The organism is Pseudomonas sp. LBUM1679, assembly GCF_059695565.1.
In genome coordinates this window covers 3246548-3265107 of sequence record NZ_CP166774.1, presented here as the reverse complement: position 1 = coordinate 3265107, position 18560 = coordinate 3246548, and the positions used below count along the sequence as shown (strand labels likewise).

General features: G+C 60.6%; 14 protein-coding genes. 8 read left to right on the top strand and 6 right to left on the bottom strand.

The features are described 5' to 3' along the window. Nucleotides 1–27: 27 nt before the first annotated feature. From ACA062_RS14965 to ACA062_RS14955, 3 genes are all read right to left on the bottom strand, one after another. Nucleotides 28–1428 (bottom strand): aminotransferase-like domain-containing protein, encoded by a 1401-nt coding sequence (locus tag ACA062_RS14965; RefSeq protein WP_497457082.1) that lies wholly within the window; start codon nt 1426–1428, stop codon nt 28–30. Further along, complete coding sequence (locus ACA062_RS14960) at nt 1425–2879, bottom strand: hypothetical protein (RefSeq protein WP_497457081.1); 1455 nt, start codon at nt 2877–2879, stop codon at nt 1425–1427. Before ACA062_RS14960 ends, ACA062_RS14965 begins: the two co-directional genes overlap by 4 nt. A gap of 568 nt (nt 2880–3447) precedes the next feature. After that, nucleotides 3448–4470: a zinc-dependent alcohol dehydrogenase family protein gene (locus ACA062_RS14955; RefSeq protein ID WP_497457080.1), complete on the bottom strand. Its 1023-nt coding sequence runs from the start codon at nt 4468–4470 to the stop codon at nt 3448–3450. 255 nt (nt 4471–4725) lie between these two features. Between ACA062_RS14955 and ACA062_RS14950 the strand changes: the two genes are divergently transcribed. From ACA062_RS14950 to ACA062_RS14920, 7 genes are all read left to right on the top strand, one after another. Further along, on the top strand, nt 4726–5655 hold the full coding sequence (locus ACA062_RS14950) for a LysR family transcriptional regulator (RefSeq protein ID WP_497457079.1): 930 nt from the start codon (nt 4726–4728) through the stop codon (nt 5653–5655). Between the two features lie 387 nt (nt 5656–6042). Next, nucleotides 6043–6255, top strand: a complete 213-nt coding sequence (locus tag ACA062_RS14945) for a DUF1059 domain-containing protein (RefSeq protein WP_497457078.1) — start codon at nt 6043–6045, stop codon at nt 6253–6255. 119 nt (nt 6256–6374) lie between these two features. Continuing rightward, the gene (locus tag ACA062_RS14940) at nt 6375–6692 is read left to right on the top strand and encodes a type II toxin-antitoxin system PrlF family antitoxin (RefSeq protein WP_497457077.1); all 318 of its coding nucleotides are present in this window, start codon (nt 6375–6377) and stop codon (nt 6690–6692) included. Then, entirely contained in the window at nt 6692–7135 is a 444-nt protein-coding gene (locus tag ACA062_RS14935) for a type II toxin-antitoxin system YhaV family toxin (protein WP_497457076.1), read from the top strand. Before ACA062_RS14940 ends, ACA062_RS14935 begins: the two co-directional genes overlap by 1 nt. Before the next feature lie 532 nt (nt 7136–7667). Next, nucleotides 7668–8921 (top strand): multidrug efflux RND transporter periplasmic adaptor subunit MexE, encoded by a 1254-nt coding sequence (gene mexE, locus ACA062_RS14930; protein WP_497457075.1) that lies wholly within the window; start codon nt 7668–7670, stop codon nt 8919–8921. Between the two features lie 11 nt (nt 8922–8932). Next, nucleotides 8933–12115 (top strand): efflux RND transporter permease subunit, encoded by a 3183-nt coding sequence (locus ACA062_RS14925; protein WP_497457074.1) that lies wholly within the window; start codon nt 8933–8935, stop codon nt 12113–12115. Continuing rightward, nucleotides 12112–13533: an efflux transporter outer membrane subunit gene (locus tag ACA062_RS14920; protein WP_497457073.1), complete on the top strand. Its 1422-nt coding sequence runs from the start codon at nt 12112–12114 to the stop codon at nt 13531–13533. The genes ACA062_RS14925 and ACA062_RS14920 overlap by 4 nt, the downstream gene beginning before the upstream one ends. A 227-nt stretch (nt 13534–13760) precedes the next feature. On the opposite strand, the gene ACA062_RS14915 is transcribed toward ACA062_RS14920, so the two are convergent. Genes ACA062_RS14915 through ACA062_RS14905 form a run of 3 tightly spaced genes read right to left on the bottom strand, consistent with a single transcriptional unit; the run spans nt 13761 to nt 17041 of the window. Continuing rightward, nucleotides 13761–14711 (bottom strand): HlyD family secretion protein, encoded by a 951-nt coding sequence (locus ACA062_RS14915; protein WP_497457072.1) that lies wholly within the window; start codon nt 14709–14711, stop codon nt 13761–13763. A gap of 4 nt (nt 14712–14715) precedes the next feature. Beyond that, nucleotides 14716–14916 (bottom strand): DUF1656 domain-containing protein, encoded by a 201-nt coding sequence (locus ACA062_RS14910; protein ID WP_497457071.1) that lies wholly within the window; start codon nt 14914–14916, stop codon nt 14716–14718. After that, a complete protein-coding gene (locus ACA062_RS14905; protein WP_497457070.1) occupies nt 14906–17041 on the bottom strand; it encodes an FUSC family protein in 2136 nt (711 codons plus the stop codon). The genes ACA062_RS14910 and ACA062_RS14905 overlap by 11 nt, the downstream gene beginning before the upstream one ends. A 154-nt stretch (nt 17042–17195) precedes the next feature. On the opposite strand from ACA062_RS14905, the gene ACA062_RS14900 reads away from it, so the two are divergent. Beyond that, nucleotides 17196–18251 carry a tetratricopeptide repeat protein gene (locus ACA062_RS14900; protein WP_497457069.1) on the top strand — a complete coding sequence of 352 codons (1056 nt, stop codon included), beginning with the start codon at nt 17196–17198 and terminating at the stop codon, nt 18249–18251. The last annotated feature ends 309 nt before the right edge of the window (nt 18252–18560 follow it).

The window sequence follows — 18560 nt, the reverse complement described above, 5'->3', positions numbered from 1 at the left end:
TAAAACGCGCCGGCTTCGCCAAACAGATCAGTCGATCGATTCCAGGCGCAACGCATCCCCCAGCAGACCCAATACCGCGGCGAGATCATGGTCGCCGCCGAACGTATGGCTCAGGCGCAGATGTTGCGAGTGCAACCCCTGCAGACTGAACAGTTCTCCCGGCGCGATCACCACCTGGTGCTTGAGCAGTCGCTGAAACACTCGATGCACATCGACCTGGCGCAGCGAGCGGGCCCAGATCGTCGCGCCACCCTGGGGATCGACGAACTGCAAGGCATCGCCCAGACGCTCCTGCAGCAGCTGGGTCATCTGCACTTTGCGATCCTTGAGCAACCGCCGCAATACCTGGAGATGGTGGTCGATACGGCCATTGACGTACAAGCGGGCGATGGCTTTCTGACGAATCGGCGACAGGCGAAACGAGCGCAGTAAAAACTGGCGCTGCAGTTCAACCCTCAGATGCCGCGACAGCAGGTAGCCGTAGGGTGCCTCGGGGCCGATGATCTTTTCGAACGTGGAAAACACGATCAGTCGGTCAGGGTCCAGCAGATCGCGAAACCGCAAGCCGTCCGGTTCGAATCCGAGCTCACCGTAGCAGTCGTTTTCCAGGACCCAACTCCCATGCTGCGCCAGCAGCTGCGCGATGTCGTGTCGGTTGTCGTCGGGCGCCAGGCTGCCGCGCGGCATGTTCATTGCGGATGAAAGCATCACCAGACGCACCGGCCTGGTCTCCAGCAACACCTTGAGCCGCTCGACGTCCAGACCGCCGCAGGCTTGCAGCGGCAGCTCGATCACGTCCACCTCCGCGGCCTGCAGCAGGCGCAGAATCACCCAGTCGCATGGCGACTCGACGACCACGGTGGCGTCCTTGAGGCACAGCACCGCAATCAATATTTCCAGCACGCCACGCAGGTCTGCGCCGATATACACGTCATCGGCGTGCCAGCAGCGCAGTGGCGACGAGGTATAGCGCGCCGCCAGCGCCGCACGCAGTTCCGGTTCCCCGCACGGCTGCGAAGACGATTGCGGCTGGCGCGGATACTGGCGCAGCAATTCCCTCTCCAGCAGCAGCAACGGCCGGTCCAGGGGCTGCAACAACGCCGGCTCATCGGCGCTCAAGACCAGCATGCCGGGACGTCTGGCATTGACATAGACCGTTTCGAGCAGGTCATGACCACTGCCGGGCACGATGACGCAGGACACGGGCAACGCGTAATAACCGGACTTCGCGACCGAATACACCCGCCCTTCCTTCTCCAGCAGCGAGTAAGCGTACTGAATCGTCGAGATCGACACACTCAGACGGTCCGCCAACTGGCGCAAGGATGGCAGGCGCACTCGTGTGTCGCTGGCCGGCGCCTCGATCAGGTTGGTCAGGTAACGGTATACCGCCTGATAGGCGAAGTCGGTTTCTCTTGGACCTTTCACTGTCCCGCCGACCATTCGCCCCCCACGGCGCAGTTATCGTCATACAGGGTGGCCTGCATGGACACCGCCGGGTCAGGTATCGAGCCCAGGCGATAAAGCGTGCCGATCAGACTGACAGGCAGCCCGCTGACGTCGACCATCCATTGCGCGATTTGCTCCGGCACCGGATTACCCTGCATGGCCCGGTGCAAGTCAGGCAACGCCACGAGCATGCCGGGGTGGCACTGACGCAGAAAGCGCTCAAGGGCTGCGCCGTTATCGCTAAAAGGTGCGAACAGCAGACACACCAGTTGCGCCTCGCTCAAACCAAGATTTTTCTGTGCCTCGGCCGCTGCCCGTGCGCGCTGCTCGGCCGAGGTCGCCGGGTTGCCAAACGCCGCCACCGCCTGCTCGCCCAATCGCTGGGGAAGTTGCTTGCGGCGCATCATCACCAAGGCCCATTGCAGGTAGTCGGCGACGCCCGACTCGTAGCTGCGAGCATGCACAAAATACGCTTGCAACCCCTGCAGGTGCGCGCAGATAGACAGGCTGACGTAATCGTTGTCACGCAGCTGAGCCGACAACTCGTCCGGTTGAAATCCGAGAAACTCGGTCAGCAGCGGCCAGCGCTCTTCCAGATTGCTGACCAAGAGGTCGTGAATGTCGATATAGGTCGTGCGACGGCAGGCTTCAAAATGCTCGGCGGGACGCCATGCAGCCCGGTCGTCCTCGGGATACAACCCGCGATAGCTGTCGCTGCCCAGTTCATCGAGCAGCGTGAACAGCCCTTCGTAGCCGGGTTCGTGGTGATTCGAGGTGCCGAGCCCGGCCTTCGCCGCCGCACGCCTCAACCCCTCGATAAAACGCTTTTGCTGGCGAGGGCTGTCGCTGCTGACCAGTGCATCGACACCGCGGTCCCAGCGGGCGATTTGCCCGTAGAACTCGCCGGTGGCCAGGTACCCGTCGTCCCACAGATCAAGCGGCCCGTTCGAGCTTCGACGATGGCCGACCATCAGCAGGTTAAGCCGATGGAATTCCCGCCCGGCTTCGGAGATCGGCGCCAGGTGATTGAACGGCAGGACCTCCCGGTTATCGACCATCAGGACTTCGACCCGTGAATCGTCATAGAGGAACAATGCACTGTGGCTGCGGTGGATGTTTTCCAGGGCCGTGGCGCTGTCGCCGTTCAGGCGCAGGGTGGCGACACGCAGCTGGAACGTCGCGGGCGCGCGGCCGGCGATACTCAGTTGTGCAGCACGCAGCAGCGCCAAGGTGTAGCAACTGTCACGTGATCCGGACTGGATCGCCAGCACCTTGTAATCGCCGATACGCTCCATCCCCCCCGCAGCCACCACCAGCCGCTGAATCATCAGCTGCAATGCGGTGCGTTCGGCGCGCGAGAAGTAACTCAGCAATCGTTGCAGCACTTGTTGATAGACATAGGTCATCGCTTGATCATGGATATTGGTCATCTTCATTTACCTGGTACGCGTAAGTTCGACAGTGCACAAACAAACATAGGCACCGCGCAATGGATCGCCAGCCCGTGCTTGAAGAGCCGGGCTTTATTGCAAAATGCTAACACTTAAATTTTTGGCAATTATTTGGAGTGAGTGACGACTGCCCGAGCCTTGACCAAGGACTGACTACCGCGAAGCCCGGTAGATACGGTGCCGTGCGGCAACGCTGGACGTCCTAGGAAATGTCCGACAGCGTCCCACAGACATTTAGTACAAGAAATAAAGAAGGAAGTTACCCATGCTTTTTTGGCAACTGCTTTACGAGCCGCTATTGCTCGAACATACATCAATGAGGCGTATTGAAAAGTATCAGCCTGAGAACCGGCCATGACTCATTCCTTGAGATGAAAGTAATCATTCAATTATCAGGGCTTATAAGCTGATTAGAAGATACAGATTGAGAGCAAAAACCAGTTCAGTTGCTGAACTGACCCACCGACAGGGCGATGGGAGGTCTCATGTGTGAGGGCGGGAAGCAGCAACGAAGAGTCCGTGCGGGCACGGACTCTTCGGGGGGGGGTTACGCAGGCTCGACCTGGAGGGCGACCCGTTCGCGACAAGGGCATTCGTCCATGTAGCGGTGTGCTTCGACAAACTCGGTAAACGGGAAGACCCGCGTCTTGAGCGGCAGCAGCACACGGTCAGCGGTCAACTGGTTGATATCGCGCAAGGCCCGTTGCAGCGCAACCTGATCCTGAATGATGCCCAACTCCGGCTTGCCGGTGAAATTGCCGATACAGTGCACGAAGAATTGAATGTTCTTCTGGAACGCTGCGCAGGCCGGGAACGGCGTCTGGTTACCACCTTGCAGGCCGTAGAGCACCAGGCTGCCGCGAGGTGCAAGCACATCGCCAAGCAATGACATCTGTGGGCCGCCGAGTCCGTCGAACACCACGTCCACGCCACGGTTATCGGTGATCTTGTTGATTTGCATCAACAGATCCTGTTCTTCGGTGACGATGACTTTCTCGGCACCGAGGGACAGCAGGTATTCGCGTTCATCCGCCGTCTTGGTCGCGGCAATCACCCGCACCCCCAAGGCTTTGCCCAACTGGACGAACGAAGGTCCGGCGCAGTGACTGGCGTCGGTGACCAGGGCAAATTGCCCGGGCTTGACCCGTGCCAGATCGGTGTAGGCGAAATAGGCGATCAACAGCGGCGTGTAATGCACACTGGCTTCGATCGGACTGAGGACGTCCGGGTAACGGGTCAGCGCCGAGCGCGGCAGAACGATCTGTTCGCCGTAGACCGGATAGTCGTTGGGGCTCTCGGCCGGAAAGCTGGCGACCTTGTCACCGATTTCCAGGTCATCGACACCCTCGCCGAGCGCCGTGACCACGCCGGCCATTTCATGGCCAAGCCCTGAAGGCAGGCGAGCATGGGACGACGCCAGGTTCTGGCGCCAGAGTATGTCGTACCAACTGATGCCAATTGCCTCGACGCGCACTTGCACTTCGCCCGGCGCAGGCAGAGCGGCCGCATGCTCTTCGCATTTGAGCACCTCGGCCGGACCAAACTTGTGAAAACGGATCGTGCGTGACATCGCAAACCTCGTCAAAAGAAACCTCTAATGCCCTGAACTCTATCTGGGCTTTGTACCCAAGACCATCAGTGGCTATTAATAGTCGACATGCCTGTCATTGATTCCGCAGCACCGACAGGATCAACGGTTATCGTCGTCGTTCCAGCGAAACTGAATTATTCGGTGCAGAGTAGCAGCCTTTCCCCGTAAGATTCATGCCGGCCATTGTTCTTAAATGGCCGCTCTCGTCAAGCCTTGACTCTGCCAGGACTCCAGATGAATCGTAATGACCTGCGTCGTGTCGACCTGAACCTGTTGATCGTATTCGAAACATTGATGCACGAACGCAGTGTGACCCGCGCTGCGGAGAAGTTGTTCCTCGGCCAGCCGGCCATCAGTGCGGCGCTCTCGCGCCTGCGGGGGCTGTTCGACGATCCGTTGTTCGTGCGCACCGGGCGCAGCATGGAGCCGTCCGCACGGGCGGTGGAGATCTTCGCCCTGCTCTCTCCGGCCCTGGATTCGATTTCCACCGCCGTCAGCCGTGCGGCGGAATTCGACCCGGCGACCAGCACCGCGGTATTCCGTATCGGCCTGTCGGACGATGTCGAATTCGCCCTGCTGCCGATGCTGCTCAAGCGCCTGCGCGCCGAATCGCCGGGGATTGTGCTGGTGGTGCGGCGGGCCAACTACATCCTGATGCCGAGCCTGCTGGCCTCGGGCGAGATTTCCATCGGCGTCAGCTACACCGCGGACCTGCCGGCAAACGCCAAGCGCAAAGTGCTGCGCCGCAGCATGCCCAAGCTGCTGCGCGCCGACACCGTGCCGGGGCCATTGAGCCTGGATGATTTCTGCGCGCGACCCCACGCGCTGGTGTCGTTCGCCGGTGACTTGAGCGGCTTTATCGATGAAGAACTGGAAAAGCTCGGGCGCAAACGCCATGTGGTGCTCGCGGTACCGCAGTTCAACGGCCTGAGCACACTGCTCAGCGGCACCGATATTGTCGCGACCGTGCCCGATTACACGGCTGAAGCGCTGACGGCGGCGGGTGGTGTACGGGCTGAAGACCCGCCATTGCCGGTGCGCAGTTTTGAACTGCACATGGCGTGGCGCGGGTCCCAGGACAATGATCCGGGGGAGCGGTGGTTGAGGTCGCGGATTCAGATGTTCTTTGGGGATCCGGATAGCCTCGAGCAGCCGGGGCCGTAAGACCTGAGAACCCTGTAAAAACTCGGGGCTCAGGCCCTCCAGACACCTTGGAGGAAGCGCGATGAACTTCAGAAAAGCCCTCGCGGGCATCGACTGGAAGAAGTGGGCTAACCGTGGGGCGCAACTCGGGTTCGTCCTGGCGGCGATCGCCGGATATTACGGGTGGCACCCCTGAAGCTTCAGCACCGTGACCATGAGTGATCTGTTCCCAGTTTGCGCACGACCGTTTTCCATGCCTGGCACAACGACCCTGACATCGGGTGAGCCTATACTTCAAATGTCGGCACACTCGATGTGACACGCAATTTTGTCTGATGCATGGGGTGACGCTGCGAGCGATCGTTCACGCAGGCCACGGCCTGCCTTCGTCGTAGGGAGGAACCTATCATGGCGCGTAAATACATCGACTGCCGCGAGTTTCCGAGCGATTCCCACTGCTCAGTCGCACTGTCCGCAGACTCTGAAAGCGAACTGCTCGAGGCCGCCGCACAACATGCAGTCAGTGTTCACAAGCACACCGACTCACCGGAACTGCGTGCTCAACTGAAGACGATGTTTCACGACGGCACCCCGCCTGTTGAAGCACCGCGGCACGCGTAGTATTCAGGCAACGCCGTGCACAATCCCGGATCAAAGGTGTACTTGATCAGCAGATAACCCAGATTGACCAAGTAAGGAATATTCCTTACAATCTGGTTTCCTTTTTCGGGAGAACCCTGATGCCTGCCATTCATGAAATCGCCACGCTGACCTCGAAGGGGCAGGTAACGCTTCCCAAATCCGTTCGGCAGCTACTGGGCCTGGATACCGGAAGCAAGATCGCATTTGATGTGCGCGCGGGTGAAGTGGTGGTCAGTCGTGTGGACACTGTCCACGAAGACCCTGCCATCGGCGCATTCCTGATCTTGCTGGAGGCCGACATTCGAAGCGGACGAAACATCACCGCACTGCCAGAAGATCTGGCGCAGACCATGCTCGCCAACGCGGGCCACAGTGTGAATCTGGATGAAGAGATTGACGGTGAGGTCGCGCTTTGATGCAGCGACATGGCTGGACACTGTTGTTCCATGAAGGTGTGATCGTACAGCTACGCAAACTGCAAGAGGCTGTCGCCCGGGCTGAACAGAACGACCCGCAAGGCTTTGAAAGCAATGCCAACGTCAAGTTGTTCCGGGCCTTGAGTCATCTGATCATGGATGGCGTGCCCAGCGATCCTGCACGGGATGAGTTCCGCCAAGGCAATACGCTTGGAACAGCTTATCGCCATTGGCGGCGGGCAAAGATCGGTAGGCGGTTTCGGCTGTTCTTTCGCTACGACTCGAAGTCTAGGGTTATCGTCTATGCATGGGTCAACGACGAACACACCTTGAGGTCGGCAGGCAGCAAATCCGTTCCTTATGCCGTGTTCGAGAAGATGTTGGGCCGGGGCAACCCTCCCGATGACTGGGATGCATTGATCACAGCCACGCGAAGCGACTGAGCGAGTCCAGAACCCCTGATTCTTGATCGTTCTTGCGCACAAACCACCAAGACAGCACTACCCGCTCATCGGGCTCACTTGGGGGCATAACTGGGGCAAATTTCATTTTTTTCTGCCTAAACCTACCGTTCTAGAGCCAAGTCAAAATGTTTTTCGGGGATCCGGACAGCTTGGCCTGATCCGGATTTGTGGGCGGGGCTGATGGCCTCTTCGCGAGCAAGCTCGCTCCCACAGGGATTGGTGGTGTTAATGAAATCCCAGTGGGAGGGGTTTGTGGTGTGAATGAAATCCCTGTGGGTGCGGGCTTGCCCGCGATGGCCGCGACTCGGTTTCAAGCCCGTCCTTTGCATTCCCCGCAACACTGAATTGTCATCAATGCTATTGATAGCCCCCTAACGAAAGCCGCAGACTAGAGGGCTCGCTTCACGCTTATATCATTCCGAATGATAGTTACCTTTGCTTCATTCGATTCGTGAGATACAACCCCGCCGAGCATCATCCGTCCATTCTCAATACATTGGCGGATGCATCCATGGAACAATCACTCAAACATTTGCGCTTCCCCTTGGCCCTGTTGGCCATGTTGGGGATGAGCGCCTGCGGCAAGGCTCCGGACACGGCCGCCACGCTGCCCGCAGCCAAGGTCAGTGTGGCCAAGGTACTGGAACAACCGGTCAACGAGTGGGACGAATTCACCGGGCGTCTCGAAGCCCCGGAAACCGTGGAGATCCGTCCCCGGGTATCCGGCCAGATCGATGAAGTGGCGTTCACCGAAGGCGCATTGGTCAAGAAAGGCGACCTGCTGTTCCAGATCGACCCGCGTCCGTTCCAGGCTGAAGTCCGCCGACTCGAAGCCCTGGTTGCCCAATCCCGCGCCAACGCGACCCGCAGCGAAAACGAAGCCCAGCGCGGTGAACGTCTGCGTACCAGCAACGCGATTTCTGCCGAGTTGGCCGATTCGCGAACCAGTGCTGCCCAGGAAGCCCGCGCCGCCGTCGGCGCCCTCCAGGCGCAACTTGATCTGGCAAAATTGAACCTGAGCTTCACCCGCGTCACCGCACCGATCAGTGGCCGTGTCAGCCGTGCGGAAATCACCGCGGGCAACCTGGTGACCGCCGATACCACGGCGCTGACCAGTGTTGTGTCCACCGACAAGGTCTACGCCTACTTCGACGCCGACGAGCGCGTGTTCCTCAAGTACACCGCCCTCGCCCGCCAGGGAAAACGTGGCGCCACCACCCCGGTTTACCTCGGCCTGTCCAACGAAGACGGCAACCCGCACCAGGGCGTGATGAACTTCGTCGACAACCAGGTCAACCCGAAGACCGGCACCATCCGCGGCCGCGCCGTGTTCGATAACACGGACGGCACCTACACTCCGGGCCTCTACGCACGGTTGAAACTGGTCGGCAGCGGCACCTACTCCGCCGTGCTGATCAACGACGAAGCGGTCGGCACCGACCTGGGCAAGAAGTTTGTGCTGGTGATGGATGCCGACAACAAGACGGTGTATCGCTCGGTCGAGCTGGGTCCGAAGATCGAAGGCCTGCGCATCGTGCGCAACGGCCTGAACAAGGATGACACCGTCATCGTCAAGGGCCTGCAACGTGTACGTCCTGGTTCGCCGGTCACGCCAGAAGTGATCCCGATGGCCAGCCAGGAAACCCTCGCTGCTCTGGCTCAACAACGACAAGCGCTGGAAGCCAGCAACCTGCCCCAAGTCGCACCTGCCAGGGTTGCGTCGGGTGCGGTTGTGAAAGTGGCTGCTGCGACACCACGCGGTTAAGGGACTCTACGATGAATTTTTCCCAATTCTTCATTTCACGGCCGATCTTCGCAGCGGTGCTGTCGCTGCTGATCCTGATCGCCGGCGCCATCTCATTGTTCCAGTTGCCGATCAGCGAATACCCGGAAGTGGTGCCACCGACCGTTGTGGTCCGCGCCAACTTCCCGGGTGCCAACCCTAAAGTCATCGGTGAAACCGTGGCCGCTCCCCTGGAGCAAGCCATCACCGGCGTCGAGAACATGCTGTACATGTCCTCGCAGTCAACCGCTGACGGCAAGATCACCCTGACCATCACCTTCGCCCTGGGCACTGACCTGGACAACGCTCAGGTGCAGGTGCAAAACCGCGTGACCCGGACCGAGCCCAAGCTTCCCGAGGAAGTGACGCGCATCGGTATCACCGTCGACAAGGCATCGCCCGACCTGACCATGGTGGTGCACTTGACCTCGCCGGACAAACGCTACGACATGCTCTACCTGTCCAACTATGCCTTGCTCAACATCAAGGACGAGCTGGCGCGCCTGGGCGGAGTCGGTGACGTGCAGCTGTTCGGCATGGGCGACTACTCGCTGCGGGTGTGGCTGGATCCGAACAAGACCGCTTCGCGCAATCTGACCGCCACCGATGTGGTGACCGCGATTCGCGAGCAGAACCGTCAAGTGGCGGCCGGTGCGTTGGGCGCCCCGCCTGCACCGAATGCCACGGCGTTCCAGCTGTCGGTCAACACCCAGGGCCGTCTGGTGTCCGAAGAAGAGTTCGAGAACATCATCATTCGCTCTGGCGACAACGGTGAAATCACGCGTCTGAAGGACATCGCTCGCGTTGAGCTGGGCTCCAGCCAGTACGCCCTGCGCTCTTTGCTGAACAACCAGCCGGCGGTGGCGATCCCGATCTTCCAGCGCCCGGGCTCCAACGCGATCGAAATTTCCAACGAAGTACGCGACAAGATGGCGGAGCTGAAGAAGAGCTTCCCGGAAGGCATGGACTTCAGCATCGTCTATGACCCGACGATCTTCGTGCGCGGTTCGATCGAGGCGGTGGTTCACACCCTGTTCGAAGCACTGATCCTCGTGGTGTTGGTGGTGATTCTGTTCCTGCAGACCTGGCGCGCCTCGATCATTCCGTTGGTGGCGGTGCCGGTATCGCTGATCGGTACGTTTGCGGTGATGCATTTATTCGGCTTCTCGCTGAACGCCTTGTCACTGTTCGGATTGGTATTGGCCATCGGGATCGTGGTGGACGATGCGATCGTGGTGGTGGAGAACGTCGAGCGAAACATCGGACTCGGACTGACACCGGTCGAAGCGACCAAGCGTGCCATGCGTGAAGTGACTGGGCCGATCATCGCGACGGCGCTGGTGCTGTGTGCGGTGTTTATCCCGGCAGCGTTCATTTCGGGTCTCACTGGCCAGTTCTATAAGCAGTTCGCCCTGACCATTGCGATTTCGACCGTGATCTCCGCGTTCAACTCGCTGACCCTGTCGCCAGCCTTGGCTGCGGTATTGCTCAAGAGCCATGACGCGCCGAAAGACCGTTTCTCCAAGGTCCTCGACAAGATCTTCGGTGGCTGGCTGTTCCGTCCGTTCAACCGCTTCTTTGACAAGGCCAGCCACAGTTATGTCGGCACGGTCGGCCGGGTCATCCGCAGCAGCGGCATCGCCCTGCTGGTGTACGCAGGCCTGATGGTGCTGACGTTCTTCGGTTTCTCCAACACCCCGACCGGTTTCGTCCCCGGCCAGGACAAGCAATACCTGGTGGCCTTCGCGCAACTGCCGGACGCCTCGAGCCTGGACCGTACCGAAGACGTGATCAAACGCATGTCCGACCTGGCCTTGAAACAGCCTGGTGTGGAAAGTGCGGTGGCCTTCCCTGGCCTGTCGATCAACGGCTTCACCAACAGTCCTAACGCCGGCATCGTCTTCGTCACCCTGAAACCGTTCGACGAGCGTAAAGACCCGAGCATGTCCGCCGGTGCGATTGCCGGGGCGTTGAACGGCCAGTTCGCCGGGATTCAGGAAGCCTACATGGCGATCTTCCCGCCGCCGCCGGTACAAGGCCTGGGCACCATTGGTGGTTTCCGTCTGCAGATCGAAGACCGGGGCAACCTGGGTTATGACGAGCTGTACAAAGAAACCATGAACATCATCAACAAAAGCCACAACGTGCCGGAACTGGCCGCCCTGTTCACCAGCTACACGGTGAACGTGCCGCAAGTCGATGCCGCCATCGACCGCGAAAAAGCCAAGACCCACGGCGTGGCCGTCAGCGACATCTTCGACACCCTGCAGATCTATCTGGGTTCGCTGTATGCCAACGACTTCAACCGCTTCGGTCGCACCTACCAGGTCAACGTTCAGGCTGAACAGCAGTTCCGTCTCGAACCGGACCAGATCGGTCAGCTGAAAGTGCGTAACAACAAAGGCGAGATGATCCCGCTGGCGACCTTCATCAAGGTCAGCGACACCTCGGGCCCGGACCGCGTGATGCACTACAACGGCTTCATCACCGCTGAAATCAACGGTGCGGCAGCCCCCGGCTACAGCTCCGGCCAGGCCGAAAAAGCCATCGAAAAACTGCTCAAGGAAGAACTGCCGAACGGCATGACCTACGAGTGGACCGACCTGACCTACCAGCAGATTCTGTCCGGCAACACCGCGCTGTTCGTGTTCCCGCTCTGCGTATTGCTGGCGTTCCTGGTGCTCGCGGCACAGTACGAAAGCTGGAGCCTGCCACTGGCGGTGATCCTGATTGTCCCTATGACCCTGCTGTCAGCCATCACCGGGGTGATTGCGTCGGGAGGCGACAACAACATTTTCACCCAGATCGGCTTGATCGTACTGGTGGGGCTTGCCTGCAAGAACGCGATCCTGATCGTCGAGTTCGCCAAGGATAAACAGCAGGACGAAGGCATGAGCCCGCTGGCGGCGGTGCTCGAAGCGTGCCGCCTGCGTCTGCGGCCGATCCTGATGACCTCCTTCGCGTTCATCATGGGGGTTGTGCCTCTGGTGTTCTCCAGCGGTGCCGGTGCCGAAATGCGTCACGCCATGGGTGTGGCGGTGTTCTCCGGGATGCTTGGGGTGACGTTCTTCGGTCTGTTGTTGACGCCAGTGTTCTACGTGTTGATTCGCAACTTTGTCGAGCGTGGCGAGAAGCGCAAAGCGGCCAAGACCCTGAAACTGGAGGCGCAACAATGAGCCTGAAAGCCTTCCTGCCGAGCCTGCTGGTGCTGGCCCTGAGTGCCTGCGCCGTCGGCCCGGACTACAAGACCCCAGCCACCGAGCCGGCCAACATCACCACGGCCACCGATGGCGCCGCCGGTCAGAAGAATTTCGACCGCGCACGTTTCGAAGGCATCTGGTGGCAACAGTTTGAAGACCCGACGCTGAACCAGTTGGTGACAGAGTCCCTGAAAGGCAACCGCGATTTGCGCGTAGCCTTCGCGCGCTGGAAAGCGGCACGGGCGATTCGCGATGACGTCAGCAATGACGCCATGCCGACCATCACCAGCCGGGCCAGCAGTGATCTGGGCAAGGGGCAGATTCCTGGCCAGACCACCAAACGGGTCAACAGCGAGCGCTACGACCTGGGCCTGGACATGGCGTGGGAGATCGACCTGTTCGGCCGTATCCAGCGCAACCTGGAATCCGCCGACGCCGAACAGCAGGCGATCGAAGCCGATCTGTACCAACTGCAAGTCACCATGATTGCCGAACTGGTGGACGCCTACGGTCAACTGCGTGGTGCGCAACTGCGGGAAAAGATCGCGCTGGCCAACCTGAACAACCAGCAGGAATCGCGCAAGATCACCGAAAGCCTGCGTGATGCCGGCGTCGGCGATCAGCTCGATGTGGAACGCGCCGATGCACGTCTGGCGTCCGTCGAAGCCAGCGTGCCGCAATTGCAGGCTGAGCAGGTTCGGCAGAAAAACCGCATCGCCACCCTGCTGGGTGAACGTCCGGACAAACTGACCGTCGACCTGAGTCCGAAGGACTTGCCCGCCATCGCCAAGGCGTTGCCGATCGGTGATCCGGGTGAGTTGCTGCAACGTCGTCCGGACATTCTCAGTGCCGAACGCAAACTGGCCTCCGCCACGGCGCGTATCGGCGTGGCCAAGGCTGACTTGTTCCCGCGGGTCAGCCTCAGTGGCTTCCTCGGTTTCACCGCCGGGCGTGGTTCGCAGATCGGTTCCTCGGCGGCCAACGCCTGGGCGCTGGGCCCGAGCATCACCTGGGCTGCGTTCGACCTGGGCAGCGTGCGCGCCCGATTGCGCGGCGCCGATGCCGACGCCGAAGGCGCCCTGGCCACCTACGAACAGCAAGTGCTGCTGGCCCTGGAAGAATCGGAAAACGCCTTCAGCGACTACGGCAAACGCCAGCAACGCCTGATTTCGCTGATTCGCCAGAGTGAATCAAGCCGCGCCGCGGCCGATCTGGCACAAATCCGCTACCGCGAAGGCACGGCGGACTTCCTCGTCCTGCTCGATGCCCAGCGTGAGCGCCTGGCCGCGGAAGATACCCAGGCCCAGGCCGAAGTCGATTTGTATCGCGGCATTGTCGCGATCTACAAGGCACTGGGCGGTGGCTGGCAACCCGAGACGGTCGCCAGCCAGTAACCTATCAACGAGCTCCTTTGGTTGGCCGCAACCAACCAGATTCTTTGCCCCGCGCCTCATTCGGTCGCGGGGTTTTTTTTGCCTGAAATTTGCCCACCCCCCCCTTGTAGGAGCTGGCTTGCCAGCGAAGGGTCCCTTGAATCTTGCATCAACCTCGAAGTTTTGCATTGACCTTGAGGGCGCCTTCGCTGGCAAGCCAGCTCCTACAGGGGGCGTGGGTGGCCGCATTATTGTTGGTTTTCCTGGACGGTGACGGTAGCCGTGGTCCCGGCACGAAGGCGGTTTTTGCCCGCATAGTCGGCATCGATCTGTATTCGCACCGGCACCCGCTGCGCCAGTTTGACCCAGGTGTAGCTGGGATTGATGTTGGCCAGCAGGCGGCCGCCGGGCAGGTTTTCCCTGTCGGCGATGGCGAAGGCAATGCTTTTCACCGTGCCGCCGAAGGTTTCCCCGCTCATCAATTCGATCCGGACCCGGTCGCCCTCTTCGATCCGCGGCAACTTGGTTTCTTCAAAGTAGCCGCTGACATAAAACGAGTCGCTGTCCACCAGCGCCAACAGTGCCCCGCCGGCGGTGGCATAGTCTCCCTGGCGGGTCAGCAGGTTGGTGACGTACCCGGTGACAGGCGCTTCGACCCGGGTGCGCTGCAAATCCAGTTCAGCCTGGGTCAATGCCGCGATGGCCAGTTGCACGTTGGCCTGGGCCAGACCCAGGATGGCCTGGTTGCGCAGCAACTCGGCCTGCGCCACGGCCACGTCCGTGCTGGATTTCTCCCACTCCTCGCCAGAGATGGCGGCGCGGTCCTTGAGGGTGCGACGCCGGCGCTCTTCGCTCTGCCGCTGCCTGAGCATTGCGCCGCTGGAGACTATCGTCGCTTCGGATTGACCCAGCGCCGCTTTCGCCACTTCCACCGAGCGCCTGGCGTGCTCCACCGCCAGGACGTAGCGCGCCGGGTCGATCTCCAGCAACAACTGACCCTTCTGCACATGTTGATTGTCGTGCACAGCGAGGCTGACAATGCGACCCGAGACGTCTGCCGATAACGTCACCACATCGGCCCGCACCCGCGCATCCCGGGTCCAGGGCGCGCGGGTGTAATGCTCCCAGGCAAACCAGCCGAGCACAAAGGCCAGCACTACCACCGCCGCCGTCACCAGTCGGGGCATAATCTTCTTCAATGCATCAGGCTCCCATCAGCAGAATCAGCGTCGCGCACACGCAGGCGTACAACGCGCCTTCGAACAAGGCCTCATGCCAGACGAAACGCAGCACGCCCAGGCGGCGCAAGGTCCAGTCCAGCAGCAGGAAAACCGGCAAGGCCAGCAGCAAGGCCTGGGCGATCGGTGGCAAGTAGACGCCACCTACTTCCAGATCAATGGGCAAGGGCGGGTACTCCTTCCACGTCTGCGGGTTGAAAACAGTCGTGGTATCGCTGCAGAAACGACACCACGATCAACAGCGCCACGCGCATCCTGAATACCGACCACAAGTGCTCATGCACGTCTGTATGCAGGTCGTCCATTTCATCGCCCAGGACCCGCAAGTTTTCCAGCAACTGTTCAAGGTCGATTCCGGGGCGTCCGGCGACCCATTTTCCTGTTTCACGGACGGCGTCCAGCAAACGGTTTTGTTGGTCGGTACTCAGCAACGTGTTGCTTCGCCCCTGTTGCCTGAGCTGGTTCAAGGCAACACCCAGTGCCATGCACCCGAGGCTGACCTCGAACAGCGCGCCGGACTGTTTGTCATGGGTAGCCGGCAACAGGCCCAGCATCATGGTCAGGCGATCGACCATGCGACTTTCAAAGGTAAATTGCTGCTCATCGGTGGCCGGCGTCTTCAGCAAAGCGTAGACCTGCTCGCGGTTCTCGGTGAACAGCCGGCGCATCCGCACATCGGGCCTGAATGGAAAGATCAGGACGTAGACACTCAACGCCAGCGTGACGGCGTAGACATAGGCACCGGCAAATTCGAACCACAGGATCGCGGTGTTCTGGCCTGTCCCTGTGTTTTGCGGCCCCAGCAACAGAAACGTCAACAGTCCAAGACCAATGCCCGTGCCGGTGGTTGCCGGGCTGGCCAACCCCACCGCGACGGCATACAACAACGGCGCCAACAGCAAGGCCAGCAGCTCGAAGTCACTGATCATGGGCACCAACATGAACTGATAGAGCGCCGATACCACCAGCGCCAGGGCCAGCCCCCTGGCAAAACTCTGGGCGGCCAGCAGCGGCCGCGCAAAAGTCGCCATCAAGGAACACAGCACCCCGACCACAATCATCCCGCCCCTCGCCCCGTCCCAGGCGGTCTCGATCCAGATCAGACCGGCCACCACCAGCGCGCAAAATGCCCGCGTCGCGTTCATCGCCGCCAGGGTGAAATCCAGATGCAACGGATTGTCCTGGCCGCGGAACACGCAACTGGCTTCACGCCCCTCCTGAATCGCGTCGCTCAGGTCCAGAATCTGACTCAGCTGCTCTAACATTCGTGCCTGTTCCCAACGCAGCGACCACGCCAGGGAGCGCAACGTGGCCGGCATCGTCTCGGTCAGTCGTTCAGACCGGTAGGCCAGTTCATCGAAGCGTTTTTGCAGCGCTGCGAAAGAGTGGCGGGCCTCGGTCGATAACGAGCGCCCCTGCCGGGCGACTTCATCCAGGAACACCAGTTCTTCGGCCAGCAAACGCTGTGAGTCGACGGGCAGTGCCCCTTTCCAGCGTTCGATCAACAGCTCCCGCTGGTGACGCAAGGCCATCAGCCGTGACGTCAGCAGCACCAATTGATTGCCGAGCAACTGCACCAGACCATTGGCGCTGCGCAGACGTGGCGCATCGAAGTACAAATGCCGCCGTACCCCCTCAAGGGCACTGATCTCACCTAACAGCGTCATCTGCCGCTGGCGGAAGTCGGCCTCGCTTTCTTCGGTGCGAATGACGGCGGCCGCATGGGTCGCGAGCAGTTTGATCACTTGATCGATCCGGGCGAAATAATCCCGGGCCACGGCTTCCGGTCGTGCCGTGAGCAAGCTGACCACGCACACGCAAGCCACCGCCAACAGTGTTTCGGTCACACGGGTCACGGCCAGCATGAAGGTGCCATCCTGATCAGGCACCGCCAGCAGCGCCACGATCACCGCCGTGTAGCCACTCAACACAAACGCCTGGGAACTGGTGTAGCGATACAAGGTGCCGCCAGCGGTACACAGCGCCAGCCACAGGGCCAGGGTGAGGATGAAAGGCAACGGCGCCTGGGGAAAGATCCCCATGATCAACACCGCCACGACCGCTCCGAGCGTGGTGCCGATGACTTGGCCGAAACTGCGGGCCAGGGCCATGCCACCCAATGGCTGGCTGACGATGACCACGGCCATGATCGACCACTTGGGCTGGTCGAGGTCGAACAGGAAGGCCAGATACAGGGTCAACAGCCCGGCGGCGATCGTCCGCAAGGCGAACAACAGCACCCCGCGCCCGGGGTTGAGCATCGCCTTGAAGTATAAAAGCAGCGGTTGCATGGGAATGCCCGTTGGGTCATCTCCAGCAAGCGTAGTCATTGCTGTGTTGCCTCGACAGATTTCAGTCAGGATGTTGGCGTCAGGATTTGACTCACGGCCCCTCCTGACCGAAGCTGGCGGCTCTGCAACAGCTTGCCAGCTCCCGGATTCCTGCATGCCCCAGTCCCGCCGCTACCTGATCATCAGCCTCTGCGTCCTGTTCGCCATCGGCCTTGCCTGGTTTTTCCTGCGCAGCACCACCCCCGTGGTGCCGGCTGCGATCAAGCGCGGCTACACCGAAGCGCTCAACCAGGCGCGCGCGGGTCAACCAGGTGCGGCGCGGGTGCTCTACCAGCAATTGGCACGCCCGGATCTTTCACCGAAACGACGTATCTGGCTGTATGCCGAACTGCCCAACTACCCCAGCTCCGTAGCGCTGAAACTGGCGACTGCGGACTTGCAGCATGAATCGCCGGACGTGCGCATTGCGGCGATCAACAGCATCAGCGCCCTGGTGCCCAACGGCCAGCGCAGCCTGCTGCTGGGCCCGCTGCTCGACGACGGCGATCAGCGCGTGCGTTATGCCTCGGTGAACGCCTTGCTGGGGCTTTCCCCAGACGATCTCGGGTTGTATTTCGGGCCGCTGGAGCAAGCCATCGACGCCTGGGAGCAGGACCTGAAAAGTCAGCCCGAAAGCGCCGACAACCACTACCAACTGGCTCGGCTGCACCTGCACAATGCCCAATTGCAACAAGCGCAACAGGCGTTGGAGAACACCTTGCGTCTTGCGCCCGGCAACCTGCCCGCGCTGGTGATGCAAATTGAAGTGCTGGACAAGCAAGGCCAGAGCGAAGCCGCCCGGCTGCTATTGGCCAAACAGTTGAAGGCTCAACCCGATTCGGCCTACCTGCAACATGCCCTGGGGCTCTGGCTGCTGCATCACGGTCAAAGTGAGTTCGCGCTGCTCGGCCTGTCCAAGGCGGTGGAGCTGGAGCCGGACAACAAGGATTATCGCTATGACCTGGCGACCACGCTGCACGGCGAACTGGAGCTGGAAGCGGCGCAGAAACAGCTGCAGGAAATCGTCCAGCGCCACCCGGCCGATCGCAGGGCCCGGGTGTTGTTGATCAATTATTGGAAAGAAAGCGGACAACTGCAGAACGTGCAGATTCTGTTGGCGCAACTGGAACAGCTCAATCCCGACGACCCGACGTTGCAGCAGGGGCTTTAAAAAAAGATCAAAAGATCGCAGCCTCGCTTCGCGGGGCGGCTCCTACAGGGAATCGGGGCGTACACAAATCCTGTGACCGGCAAAGATCCAATGTAGGAGCTGGCTTGCCAGCGAAGGCGGACTGACATCCGGCTTCGATGTCGACTGACACGCCGCCTTCGCCGGCAAGCCGGCTCCTACAGGGAACCGGGGTGGTACACGCGGTCTGGATCCACGCCCAGCAAAAAGTGTTGAACGCTCTTCGCGGCCAAAGGTCAAGTGATCAGGCAGTCCATTCAGGCTTTTCAGGCCTGCTGTCTCGTTTTCCCT